General features: G+C 30.5%; 12 protein-coding genes. 11 read left to right on the plus strand and 1 reads right to left on the minus strand.

What is annotated here, in order from left to right:
- The first annotated feature begins 1 nt into the window (after position 1).
- From flhA to N3C_RS00525, 11 genes are all read left to right on the plus strand, one after another.
- The gene (gene flhA, locus N3C_RS00470) at positions 2–2,071 is read left to right on the plus strand and encodes a flagellar biosynthesis protein FlhA (protein WP_074364093.1); all 2,070 of its coding nucleotides are present in this window, start codon (positions 2–4) and stop codon (positions 2,069–2,071) included.
- The gene (gene flhF / locus N3C_RS00475) at positions 2,071–3,249 is read left to right on the plus strand and encodes a flagellar biosynthesis GTPase FlhF (protein ID WP_074364094.1); all 1,179 of its coding nucleotides are present in this window, start codon (positions 2,071–2,073) and stop codon (positions 3,247–3,249) included. The genes flhA and flhF overlap by 1 nt, the downstream gene beginning before the upstream one ends.
- Positions 3,246–4,103 (plus strand): MinD/ParA family protein, encoded by an 858-nt coding sequence (locus N3C_RS00480; protein WP_074364095.1) that lies wholly within the window; start codon positions 3,246–3,248, stop codon positions 4,101–4,103. Before flhF ends, N3C_RS00480 begins: the two co-directional genes overlap by 4 nt.
- Before the next feature lie 16 nt (positions 4,104–4,119).
- Entirely contained in the window at positions 4,120–4,764 is a 645-nt protein-coding gene (locus tag N3C_RS00485; protein ID WP_074364096.1) for a flagellar brake protein, read from the plus strand.
- A 30-nt stretch (positions 4,765–4,794) separates the two neighbouring features.
- Positions 4,795–5,526 carry a FliA/WhiG family RNA polymerase sigma factor gene (locus N3C_RS00490; RefSeq protein ID WP_074364097.1) on the plus strand — a complete coding sequence of 244 codons (732 nt, stop codon included), beginning with the start codon at positions 4,795–4,797 and terminating at the stop codon, positions 5,524–5,526.
- 26 nt (positions 5,527–5,552) lie between these two features.
- A complete protein-coding gene (locus N3C_RS00495) occupies positions 5,553–5,996 on the plus strand; it encodes a DUF6115 domain-containing protein (protein ID WP_074364098.1) in 444 nt (147 codons plus the stop codon).
- Between the two features lie 193 nt (positions 5,997–6,189).
- Entirely contained in the window at positions 6,190–6,969 is a 780-nt protein-coding gene (locus N3C_RS00505) for a flagellar hook-basal body complex protein (protein ID WP_074364100.1), read from the plus strand.
- Between the two features lie 48 nt (positions 6,970–7,017).
- Positions 7,018–7,806, plus strand: a complete 789-nt coding sequence (locus N3C_RS00510) for a flagellar hook-basal body complex protein (RefSeq protein ID WP_074364101.1) — start codon at positions 7,018–7,020, stop codon at positions 7,804–7,806.
- Positions 7,807–7,913: 107 nt separating this feature from the next.
- On the plus strand, positions 7,914–8,333 hold the full coding sequence (locus N3C_RS00515) for a hypothetical protein (protein ID WP_074364102.1): 420 nt from the start codon (positions 7,914–7,916) through the stop codon (positions 8,331–8,333).
- A 104-nt stretch (positions 8,334–8,437) separates the two neighbouring features.
- Entirely contained in the window at positions 8,438–9,205 is a 768-nt protein-coding gene (locus N3C_RS00520) for a hypothetical protein (RefSeq protein ID WP_074364103.1), read from the plus strand.
- 270 nt (positions 9,206–9,475) lie between these two features.
- Positions 9,476–10,873, plus strand: a complete 1,398-nt coding sequence (locus N3C_RS00525; protein WP_074364104.1) for a VanZ family protein — start codon at positions 9,476–9,478, stop codon at positions 10,871–10,873.
- A 46-nt stretch (positions 10,874–10,919) separates the two neighbouring features.
- Here the strand turns inward: N3C_RS00525 and N3C_RS00530 are convergent, their stop codons facing one another.
- On the minus strand, positions 10,920–12,563 hold the full coding sequence (locus N3C_RS00530; protein ID WP_074364105.1) for a putative manganese-dependent inorganic diphosphatase: 1,644 nt from the start codon (positions 12,561–12,563) through the stop codon (positions 10,920–10,922).
- Between the last annotated feature and the right edge of the window lie 101 nt (positions 12,564–12,664).

The raw sequence follows: 12,664 nt of genomic DNA on the forward strand, positions 1-12,664 counted from the left end.
TTTGGCTTTAAATAATTCTTCAAAATTTAATTTAAAAAATCAGCAAGATACCATAATTGCCTTTGGGGTAATAGGTATAGTTATGATGATAATTATCCCCTTACCTACATGGTTAATGGACGTTTTCTTGGCATTAAATATAAGCATATCAGTAATAATCATGCTGATCACTATGTTTACCACAGAAGTATTACAATTTTCTGTGTTTCCTACCTTATTATTGATAACCACACTTTTTAGATTAGCTTTAAATATTTCATCTACTCGATTAATTTTAAGTAAAGGTAATGCGGGTAAGATAATTGAAGCCTTTGGAACTTTCGTAGTAGGTGGAAACTATGCAGTAGGTATTATAATCTTTTTAATAATAGTAATTATTCAATTTGTTGTTATTACTAATGGTGCTGGCAGAGTATCTGAAGTTTCAGCTAGATTTACTTTGGATGCTATGCCAGGAAAACAGATGAGTATAGATGCAGATCTAAATTCAGGCATGATTGATGAAGCAACTGCAAGGAAGAGAAGAAAGGAATTGCAGATGGAAGCTGACTTTTATGGAGCTATGGATGGTGCTTCTAAGTTCGTAAAAGGTGATGCAATTGCCGGAATTATTATCACGCTTATTAATATAATAGGTGGTATTGTTATAGGTGTTGTTATGATGGGGCTACCTATAGGAGAAGCAGCTGCTAAATTTGTGAAGCTAACCATAGGTGATGGATTGGTTAACCAGATACCATCATTATTAATATCAACAGCATCTGGTATAATTGTTACACGTTCTGGTAACGATGATAGTTTTGGTAATGTAATAGCAAAACAGTTCACTGAATTTCCAAAGGTATTGGCTGTTGCTGCTGTTGTACTTTTAATTTTAGGTTTCGTTCCAGGTATGCCTACAATTTCTTTTATAGTAATTTCAGTAGGACTAGGATATAGTTCATATTTACTATTCAAGGAAAAGCAGAAAAAAGTAGCTATGGAAATAGAAACTGAACAAATGGAGATTATAGAAACAGAAAAGAAAGAACCAGAAAATGTAATGAACCTTATTTCTGTGGAACCAATGGAAGTTGAAATTGGCTATGGTTTAATACCATTAGCAGATGAAGCTTCTGGTGGAGACTTGTTACAAAGAATAGCTTCTGTTAGAAGACAATGTGCTATTGAAATGGGTATAGTTGTACAACCTATAAGAATAAGAGACAATTTGCAGTTAAAGACTAATGAATATGTAGTTAAGATAAGAGGAACAGTAATTGTTTCTGGTGAATTAATGCCTAATATGCTACTTTGTATGGATCCTACTAATGAAAATATGGATATGCCTGGTATTAGAACTATTGAACCTACCTTTGGTTTACCTGCAGTATGGATTAATAAAGATCAAAGAGAAGAAGCTGAGATTAAGGGCTTGACTGTAGTAGATCCTACAACGGTGATGGTTACTCACTTAACTGAAACAATTAAGGCTCATGCTCATGAGTTACTGGGTAGACAAGAGGTTAAGTTAATAATTGATACCGTTAGAGAAAAATACAGTGCTGTTGTAGATGAATTAATTCCAGATCTTATGACTATAGGGGAAGTACAAAAGGTATTGCAGAATTTGCTGAAGGAAAAAGTGCCAATAAAGGATATGGTAACTATATTAGAATCATTAGCGGATAATTCTAGAGTTACCAAGGATATTGAATTATTAACTGAATATGTTAGATTTGCTTTATCCAGAACTATTTGTAGACCTCTTATAGATGAAAATAAAACCATTACTGTAGTAACTTTAGATCCTAAAGTAGAGGATATTATTGGTTCTAACCTCCAAAAGTCTATTCAGGGGACTTTCCCAGCTATAGATCCAGATACTACAGGAGCTATATTAAACTCTATAAAGGATGTATTGCAAAGTGTATACTTTTATGAGAATCAACCAGTATTCCTTGTTTCACCTAAGATACGTCCAGCCTTCAGAAAACTTATTGAAATGATTTATCCCAATATAGTTGTATTGTCATTAAATGAAATACCTAACGATGTTGAGATTAGAACCGAAGGAGTTGTGACAATCTAATGATTATAAAGAGATATTTAGTTAGTAATATGAATGAAGCTATGACCCGAATAAGATACGAATTAGGTATGGATGCGGTTATTATAAGTCAAAGAAAGATAAGAAAGCCTGGTTTTGCAGGCTTCTTTTCAAAAAAAATTATTGAGGTCACTGCTGCTGTTGATAATTCAAAAGAGGAAACGAAAAAGCAAGTAGCAGAAAAAGAAAATATACAGAATAGCATAGATGCTCTGAAAAAGATAATGAAGGAGCAAACTACTGAAAAAATAGAAGAAGAAAAAGTAGAAACAGATAGAAGTAAACAGGATAATGAAAAGGTAGAAGAGGAAAAGGCACAAGTTAAGGATAAGATACTAGAGGAGTTTGCTGAAATCAAAAGTATGTTAACAGAAATCTCTGAAAATAATATCAACTTTGCAGCAGCTAAGAAAAGTAAAATACAGATGACTTTAGAAGCAGCAGACATAAGCGAAAAAAATATAAAAAAGATATTAGCAAATGTAAAAAATAATAAAGAAGAAATAGATGAGAATGAGAAGCTAAGAAGTGCAATTAAGGATCTGGTGGCAATATCTAATGCTAAGATGGAAGGAATAGTTGTATTAGTAGGACCTACAGGAGTAGGTAAGACTACTACTATTGCTAAGCTAGCTGGTAGATTAGCTTTAATAGAAAAAAAGAAGGTAGGATTAATAACTGTAGATACCTATAGAATAGGAGCTGTAGAACAGCTAAGAACTTATGCAGATATAATGAGTATCCCTTTTAGGGTTGTTATAACTATAAAGGATATGGAGAGTGCTATAGAAAGCATGAAGGATTGTGATGTTATATTAGTAGATACAACAGGCAGAAGTAGCAAAAACTCTATGCAAATATCTGAATTGAGAGCCTTTGTAGATAAAACAAAATCAAAAAATATTAATCTAGTTATCAGCTGTACAACAAAGGATAAGGATATAGAATGTATAACTGAAGGGTTTAAAGAATTAAATTATGATAATGTAATTATTACCAAGCTAGATGAGACAACTACTTATGGATCCATAATTAACATATTAAATAGTGCTAAAAAACCATTAAATTATGTTACTACGGGACAAAATGTGCCAGATGATATTAAAAAACTTTCAGCGGATGATGTTTGCAAATTAGTATTGGGAGAGGAAACAATATGATAGATCAAGCGCAGAAGTTAAGACAGTTAGCAAGCGCTAATGTAAATAATAATATGAAACCTAAAATTATTACTATAACTTCAGGTAAAGGTGGAGTGGGAAAAAGTAACATAGTGGTTAATACATCCATAATGTTGCAAAAGCTTGGTAAAAAGGTATTATTATTTGATGCAGACATAGGTATGGGGAACGATGATGTCCTAATGGGTTTTTTGCCAAAACATAATGTTTTTGATATAATATTTAATAATATGACTTTAAATGAAGTTATAATTAAGGGGCCTTTTGGTTTAAGTTTTTTGCCTGGAGGAACCGGTCTAAACAGAATAGGAAATTTACCTAAAAATAAGCGTCAAGAATTTATAAGTAAACTATCTGCTTTAGAGAATTTTGACTATATATTAATGGATACTGGTGCTGGTATAAGTAGAGATGTTTTAGGGTTCATTTCTTGTTGTGATGAGTTGATAATGGTAACAACACCAGAACCAACTTCTTTAACAGATGTATATAGTCTATTAAAGGCTGTAAACCATTTTAAGTTAAAGAGCAAGGCTAAAGTTATAGTAAACAGAGCTTTAGATACTAAAGAAGCAAATATAACATTTAATAAGCTTAGTAATGCTGTAAGCAAGTTTTTAAAAGTGGAATTAGAGTATTTGGGTATGGTAAGCGAAGATAAAAAACTTGTACAATCTGTTAGAAGTCAAGAACCTTTTATCATATCCTATCCACATTGTGATGCATCTAAGGATATAGAAAAAATAGCTGTCAAATTAATAGGAGATGGTAGTAACACCAGTGGATTAGGGGCTCAAGGCCTGTTTAAAAAAATATTTAGTATTTTTTTGTGAGTAATGGGGGATTATGATGTCTATTAAGTTTATTGTCAACAGTAAAATTGAAGTCTTAGAGGATTCTGAAGTATATAAAAGTACAATCCAAAATGAAAGTGATGATACCATTGCCATTAGTTTGCCAGTAAAGGATGGTCTATATATAACACCACAGATAGGTGAAACATTACAGCTTTTATATTACTCAGATACACATGTTTATAAGTTAGATGCAGTAGTAATTGAAAGAATAGTAGATAATACAGTGTCTTTAATTGTATTAGGGGAATTTAAAAATATCATGAGAGTTCAAAGAAGGCAGTTTGTTAGAGTAAGTGCTGCCTTAAATATGAAATTTGCTAAAGTATCAGACAAAGAAATAGTGGATGAAAAAGATATCATCCAACAAACAATGCATAAAGGAATACTATTAGATATAAGTGGTGGAGGATTTAGACTAGGCACAAGTGAAAAATTAAATTTAAAAGAAAGAATAGAAGCTGATCTACCTCTTGAAAACGATAGAGTAAAGGTATTAGGGGAGGTAGTAAGGGTAGAGATGCAGCAAGATAATATTGATTATTATGGAATTAGATTTGTTGATATAGATGAGAGAACCAGAGATAAAATAATTCAATTTATTTTTACTATTATGAGGAAGCAGCGCAGGAATTTATAGATATGCCTTGGTGGAAAAGGGGGAGCATAAATGGAGGTTGCTAGGGTTTTTGATGAAAAAGAACAGCTAGTAAAAAAGTATATCCCATTAGTTAAGTATATAGCCTCAAGAATAATAGTGGGGAAAAACAAATACATTGATTATGAAGATCTTTTAAGTTGCGGAATGGTTGGATTGATAGATGCTATTAATAAGTATGATTCTATGAAGGGAATGAAATTTTCAACTTATGCATCTATTAGGATTAAAGGTTCTATGATTGATGAAATTAGAAAAAATAGTCCAATATCTAAAGGGGCTATGGATAAGTTGAATGCTTACAATGGAGCTGTAGAAGAACTACAAAAAGTATTATTAAGGGAACCTACTTACGAAGAAATTGCAAGATATATGAATCTTAATGAGAGCGATGTGTGGGAAATCGAATCTAATATAAATTATATTGCACAAACTTCCTTAGAATCAATTTTATTTTCTGATGAGGATGAAATAGAGTTAAAAGGTGTTATTGAAGATAAAAATAGTCCTAGTCCTGAGAAAATACTAGAGGAAAAGGAAGAGGTAGAATATTTGGCAAAGGCTTTAGAGTCCTTAAAGGAAAAGGATAGATTGGTACTTACCCTATATTATTATGAAAGAATGACTCTAAAGGACATAGGTAAGGTTCTCCAAGTTTCAGAATCTAGAGTATCCCAATTGCATAGTAGAGCAATTATACGTTTAAGAAAGGCTATGGAAGATTTAAAGTATTCTAAGAGATGAAATTAAGTTCAGGTTGGAGTGAGTAAATGGCAATAATTTTAATTTTATTTGGAATTATTATTATATTTTTTAGCCTGAGTTCTTTAATTAAAGAAGGTAGAAATTCTGAGGTAAATAGCTTTAAAACTATATATGAAGATAAAAAGGAAGAAGTAAAAGATACAGATCTTATAATAGCAGAAATGAGAAAAGAGTTTGCAGAGACTATTTTAGAGCTTCAGAAGGAAATAATAGATTTAAGAGAAAAATCTTTTGCTGCTAGTGATTTTAACATTTCTCAAAATGAAGAAGTGGAAACTTACAATGAATCAGACGAGAATGACATGGGAAAAGATAGTATTTATAATGGTGTGAATGTTAATGATATTCAAGAACTTTATCAGCAGGGTTATTCTATAGATGAAATTTCAGAAAAATTAGGGATTAGTAAGGGGGAGATTCTATTAATAAAGGATTTATATCTAAAGTAAAATTTTTATTAAATTTAATTAAGGATAAAAGAACTTTATTTGGATTTGGAATAGGAATTATTTTTGCCACCTTGCTTTTATCTCTAGTAAACACAAATAAAGCTATGACTGATAGAGAAGTAGAAATGAGAGCCAGAGAGCTTGGTATGGAATATAAAGAAGAATTTAAAGTTATAGATAAGGATGTGAAAGAATGATAAGAGGATTATATACAGCAGTTTCAGGTTTAATTACCCAGGAGGCAAAACAGCAGGTCATAACTAATAATATGGCTAATGCTAACACTACTGGATATAAAACAGAGAATTTAGCAGTGAAGAAATTTGATGATGTGCTAATACAAAACTATGATAAAATATCCGGTGGAAAAAACGTTAGGAATGTTATTGGTTCTTTATCAAATGGTAGTAAAATAGATGAAACCTTAACAGACTTTACACAAGGTACCTTACAATCAACAGAGAAGGATACAGATTTCGCACTAGATGGTAGAGGCTTTTTTACAGTAAGTGGTGCTGCAGCAGATGGTACCCAAGGAATTTACTATACTAGAGATGGTGCCTTTCATATAAACAATCTAGGTTATTTGGTTAACTCCACTGGAAATTATGTTATGGGTAGAAACATAAATACTGGGGCTATGGAGCCAATAGCAGTAGGTAATAGCAAGATTACTACTGATGGCAATAATAACATATTGCTAGATGGACAACTTCGATATAGTTTTAATATAGTAGACTTTGAAAACTATAATGCTCTAGAGAAGGTAGGAGATAATTTATATAGAGGTGAAAATCCAATGGAATCTCAAGCAACAGTTAAACAGTATAGTTTAGAAAAGTCTAATGTTAATATTATCAACGAAATGGTTAATATGATGACGGTGCTTAGAACTTATGAATCTAACCAAAAAGTAGTTCAGTCTTTGGATGAAACTTTAGCAAAGGCTGTAGAAATTGGAATAGTAAGATAGATTTGTAGTAAAATATAATTTACAAATTAGAATGAAAGAGAGGATATTATGTTAAGAGTATTGTGGAACAGTAGAAGTGGTATGATAGCTAACCAAGAGAAATTGGATGCTATATCAAATAATTTGGCTAACGTAAATACTAATGGATATAAAAGAGTTACTGTAAGTTTTCAGGATACTATGAGTGAGACCCTTAGAAGAGAAGGGTATCCAGTTTCACAAAATGCTGAAAGAGCTCAGGATCCCTATACTGGTACTGGTGTAAAGACATCCGGTTGGATGAGAGATAACAAGCAAGGGAATTTAATTGAAACTAATAAGGAGACAGATTTTGCTATTGATGGAGAAGGTTATTTTCAATTAACTAGGGCTGATGGTACTGTAGTTTATACTAGAGTTGGTCAGTTTGACGTTGATGCTAATCAGAATTTAGTAGATCCTAATGGTAACAGAGTTACTATAGAACCAGCGCCTGGAGTTGATCCAGATAGTATTAAGTTTATTAAAGGTAATTATTCTATTTCTAAAAACGGTGAAGTTTTCATAAAAGAAGGAAACCAATATAATCTTGTAGGTAGTATACCTTTATTTACAGCTAATGGAAGCGATGATTTCATTTCCATCGGTGAGAATTATTATCAAGCAAAACCGGGTGTACAAGTATACCAAGTTGAAGACGCTGATATTTGTCAAGGATATCTTGAAGGCTCTAATGTAGATTTGGCTGCTGAGTTAACAGATATGATCGTAACACAAAGAGCATTCCAACTTGGTACCAAGGGATTACAAGCTGCTGATGAGATGTGGCAAATGGCTAATAATTTGAAGAGTAGATAAGGGATAAACTTTAAATTTTAAATAATGATTAAAATTTAATATTGATAGCATATTATTTTAGTTACTGTCATATTATATATCATTAATCAATATTAGGGAGTGTGTATATGATTAGTTATACTAATAATGATTTTAATATGTATACCTATGATCCTAATGGTAACTATGGCAGTAATTACAATACCATGAATAATGGTATATACAATGGTTTTAATTATAATCAAGGTATCTATAATACTATGAGAAATAATAATATAAATAGCGGTGTACCCAATTACTATTGCACTGCTAATACTTATGGATACTGTCCATATACACAAAATAATAATGGTCCACAACATAATATAGTGGAAAATCATTTTAGAGGAAACTGTCCTTATGATAATGAAAACTATCAATATTCTCCTACAGTAAATTGTATAAACCCATATTATCCATCGGAAAGTAGTTATCGAACTTATGAAAATAGCCAATATAATGGAGATATGAAAATTAGATTCGTAAGTATAGAAGATATTCGTGATTAAAGAAAATTTAGCTTTGTTGGTATAAAATGTAATTGTAATACTTTACCAACAAAGCTATTTTTGTTTATAATATATATAAGGTAAATAAAGTGAAGGTGAGTAATATGGGCGTTGGATATATAATAGGGTGTTTTTTTAGCATTCTTTTATGGAAAGTTGATAGAGTTAGATTTTTAAGAAGATTTGATGAGCTTTTAAGAAAAGTAACGAAAAATAGTAAGTATATTGAAGGGATTTATCTATTTACCATGTTGATAATAATAATTATACTTTCTTTTTTTAAGTATAATGAAATTCTTAATGCTATAACAGCTTTTTTGGTAATAGACATAAGTAACGCGGAAAGAAAAGTTTTAAACATTAACAATGGACTTAATTTTTACGATTCAATTTCATTAATATCAAGATCTTTAGTTTCAGGTTTTATAGCTCCGCTCTTTTATATTTTAATTTTGGGTAATAGTGCTGGAATATGCTATATGCTAATTTACAATCTATTTAATATAGAAGGTTATAAGATTATAGGAGTTTTATTTAATATATTAACAATAATACCATCAGGCATAGCCCAGTTCTTTTTATATGTAGTTTACTTATTAAGAAATAAGAAGTTAAGGGTGGATTTTAAAGGAGATTATTTTATAAACTTGATAAAAAGACCCTTACTTAATATAGATATATTTGGAGCTTATATTGAGTCTGTTAACTTTTATTATTATTTTAATGATAATGATGTACGTTATGTAAAAAGTTATGGGGAGTATGGAAAGAAAATTGATCTTGTATGTTTAAAACATTATCTTTCTATTTCCTATGCTATAGCCATGGTGTACTTTTTAACTTTTTTTATTTTAATCAGATATATGAATTAGTATAGTTAGGTAATATAAATTAGTTAGTATTCTATAATAAAGTCCAAGGATTAATATTACAATGATTATAGTATTAATCCTTTTTTGTTTAAATTATAATTGTATTTTAAAATTTATTTCCTGTATTAACATAATCAAATTTAATTTTAATTAATTTATAGATTTTAGCTAGACATATATAGATTGTCGATATATAATATAAATGTTCGCAGGTTGTGCAGTTACAATGAAAAGCCATTGTAAATTAAAATTTTGAATGTGGAGGATAGAATGAGATTATTAAATATTTTTAATATGGCAAAAGATTATTTACTGTTAGGAATTATATTAGTTATATTTATTTCCATTGTCTATTTCCTAATTATCAAAATTATGAGGAAAAAAAGTAGAAAAATTTCAATAAGTAAATTTATTGTAGGAGCACTCTTACTTTGCTACGGAGTAGTGGTTTTGGGAGTTACCATGCTTGATCGACATAGTTCTGAACAAGCAGCTACTAGTCTTCACTTATTTTATTCATACAAAACAGCATGGAATTCATTTTCTAAAACAGAGTGGAGAAATATTATCTTAAATATTTGCATGTTTATACCTTTAGGATTCCTGCTACCTCTTTTTTCTGATAAGTTTAAGAGATGGTGGAAGACATATTTAGCCGGCTTTGTAGCTACTCTATGCATAGAGTTATTGCAGTTGATTACACATAGAGGACTTTTTGAGCTAGATGATCTTTTAAACAATTTTTGTGGTGCAACTATTGGATACGGAATAATTATGCTAGTGATGGCTATATTCCAAAAGAAAGACAGAAGTAATACTAGTATAAGAAGGCTGCTATATTACCAATTCCCTTTATTAATTTTAATAGTATCTTTTAGTACCATATTTATTAAGTATAATAGGCAAGAATATGGTAATTTAAGCGATAATTATATTGTAAAAGTTAATATGTCAAATGTTGAACTTAGGCTTAATACTGAATTAGAGGAGAAAGAAACTACAGCTTTTGTATATAAATTACCTATAGCAGATAAAGAAGAAACTTTGAAATATGCAAAAAAATTTTACTCTAAGATAGGACAAGAAGTAGATGAATCAAAAAATGACATTTATGATGAAACAGCTATTTATTATACTAGGGATGGAAGCCATAGCTTATGGATAGATTTTGTCGGATTAACATTAAATTATTCAGATTATGATCACATGATGGATCAAGGAAAAGAAGGTTGCAGTCTTGATGACATTCGCGTTGCTTTAAAAGAGTATGATATTGAAATTCCTAAAACCGTTGATTTTAAAGATGAGGGGAATGGAAATTATAATATTACTGCAAATATGTATTTAGAGGGTAACAAGCTAATAAATGGTACTTTATCATGTTTTTATAGTAATGAAAATAAATTAAAAAGTATAAGTAACAAAATAAGGACCTATGAAAAATATAAAGAGTGCAAAATAATTTCAGAGAAAGAGGCTTACAACAAGTTAAGGGAAGGAAAATTTAAATTACCCTATGAATATGACAATTTACATACTATTTATATAGAGTCAGTAGAACTTTCATATTCTTTGGATTCTAAGGGATTTTATCAACCGGTATATGACTTTAAAGGCAAAATTAATGGGGAAGAAGGAAACATAATAATTCCAGCTATGAAAAAATAAAAGACAACCCATCAGATTATTTTGAATCTGATGGGTTTAATAATTTTTAAGCGTTATTTAGTCCAGAAATAGCTGTAGTCAGTGGAGGGATTATTTGCTTCTTTCTAGATATTACTCCAGGTAGATATACACTGTTTCCCTCAAGTTTTGCGTTGAATGCTCTTGCTACGACTTCCTTTTCTTCTCCAGCTACAATTAGTTCTGAACCACCTTTTATTATATCTGTAACCATTAATACTAATAAGGCAAAATTATTATCTTTTATCTTTTTATCCATAAGAGCTATCATGTCCTCTTTAAAAGATTGAAATATTTCTAAATCTAAGGTTCCTACCTGAGAAACTCCTACCTTGATATTATTGATAGTGAAGACTTTAAAGTCTTGATGGAAGATTTCTTCAGGAGTTTTATCTCTTAAAGAGGTTCCTGCTTTAAACATTTCACGGGCGAACTTTTCTGGATCAATATCAGCTATCTCGCATAGCCTTTTTAGCATTAATTTGTCCGCATTAGTTGAAGTTGGTGATTTAAATAGCAAGGTATCAGATATAATAGCTGCGGAAAGTAAACCTGCGGTTTTCTTGCTTGGCCTTATACCATTTTCAAAAAATATTGAAGCGATTATGGTCGATGTGCTTCCCACCGGTTCATTCCTAAAATATATTGGACTGAAGGTTTGCACATCTGCAATTCTATGATGATCTATAATTTCTAAAATTTCAGCATCATCAATACCATGGACTGATTGAGCTTTTTCATTGTGATCCACGAGAATAACTTTCTTTTTATTTTGAGAAATAAGATGATAACGGGAGATGCTTCCAACAACATTGTTATTTTTATCTACAACGGGATAGCTTCGGTATCTAGTTTCAAGCATTATATCCTTTATTTCATCTACAAAGTCTTCTGTGCTAAAGGAAACGATGTTGTCTTTACTCATCACATGGCTAACAGGAATACTCTGAACAATAAGTCTTGAGCAAGTGAAGTTGTCGTGTGGTGTAACTATTATAGAGCAATTCTTTGCTTTCGCTAATTTAATTAAATCTTCACTTACAGTACCGTTGTTTGTAATTATACACAAAGCTACTCCTTTGTTAATTATGTCACTTAGTATTTTAGGTGAAGCATCACAAATAACTATATCTCCATCTTCTATACAGTCATCTTCAATATTTGAGGAAGCTAAAAGTATTTTTCCTTTAAAAATCGGAGAACCATCAGTTATATAAATAGGTTTAGCAGATAAAGTATCCAGTATATTTTCTATTTTAGTTTTACTTTTATATAAGATCTTGTTATCCCAAACATCCATGAAGGTAGAGATAACATTGGAAATAGATACTATTCCCATTAAATTATTATTTTCATTTGTAACAGGCAAGGTTTTAACATTATTCTTTTTCATAATGTTCCATGCCATTTTTAAAGAAATATCTGAAGAGATAGGAGCAATTTTATCTATGTTCAGATCACTTACTTGAGCTTTTACAGTATCTATAAGAATAGGTGGCTCAACATCAAAATATTCTAAAACAAATCTTGTTTCTCTATTAATTTCTCCAAGCCTAACAGGTATAGCTGGAATGCTCTGAGTTTTATTTTTAAATTCTGCATAGGCTATAGTGGCACAAATTGAGTCTGTATCTGGATTTTTGTGCCCAGTTATGTAAATTACATCCTTCATAGTTGACTCCTTTCAGTATATTGATTGCTTATATTTTATATTTAACCATAAAATTTGTAAAGTCATATTTAAAGCAAGTTAAGATAAATGTTCATAGCTTA

It is taken from the genome of Clostridium sp. N3C, assembly GCF_900095445.1.
GTDB lineage: Bacteria > Bacillota > Clostridia > Clostridiales > Clostridiaceae > Clostridium_AU.

Bases quoted from the DNA above. Each gene is read 5' to 3' on its own strand.
- flhF (WP_074364094.1), top strand. From the start codon at position 2,071: ATGATTATAAAGAGATATTTAGTTAGTAATATGAATGAAGCTATGACC.
- N3C_RS00480 (WP_074364095.1), top strand. From the start codon at position 3,246: ATGATAGATCAAGCGCAGAAGTTAAGACAGTTAGCAAGCGCTAATGTA.
- N3C_RS00485 (WP_074364096.1), top strand. From the start codon at position 4,120: ATGTCTATTAAGTTTATTGTCAACAGTAAAATTGAAGTCTTAGAGGAT.
- N3C_RS00490 (WP_074364097.1), top strand. From the start codon at position 4,795: ATGGAGGTTGCTAGGGTTTTTGATGAAAAAGAACAGCTAGTAAAAAAG.
- N3C_RS00495 (WP_074364098.1), top strand. From the start codon at position 5,553: ATGGCAATAATTTTAATTTTATTTGGAATTATTATTATATTTTTTAGC.
- N3C_RS00505 (WP_074364100.1), top strand. From the start codon at position 6,190: ATGATAAGAGGATTATATACAGCAGTTTCAGGTTTAATTACCCAGGAG.
- N3C_RS00510 (WP_074364101.1), top strand. From the start codon at position 7,018: ATGTTAAGAGTATTGTGGAACAGTAGAAGTGGTATGATAGCTAACCAA.
- N3C_RS00515 (WP_074364102.1), top strand. From the start codon at position 7,914: ATGATTAGTTATACTAATAATGATTTTAATATGTATACCTATGATCCT.
- N3C_RS00520 (WP_074364103.1), top strand. From the start codon at position 8,438: ATGGGCGTTGGATATATAATAGGGTGTTTTTTTAGCATTCTTTTATGG.
- N3C_RS00525 (WP_074364104.1), top strand. From the start codon at position 9,476: ATGAGATTATTAAATATTTTTAATATGGCAAAAGATTATTTACTGTTA.
- N3C_RS00530 (WP_074364105.1), bottom strand. From the start codon at position 12,563: ATGAAGGATGTAATTTACATAACTGGGCACAAAAATCCAGATACAGAC.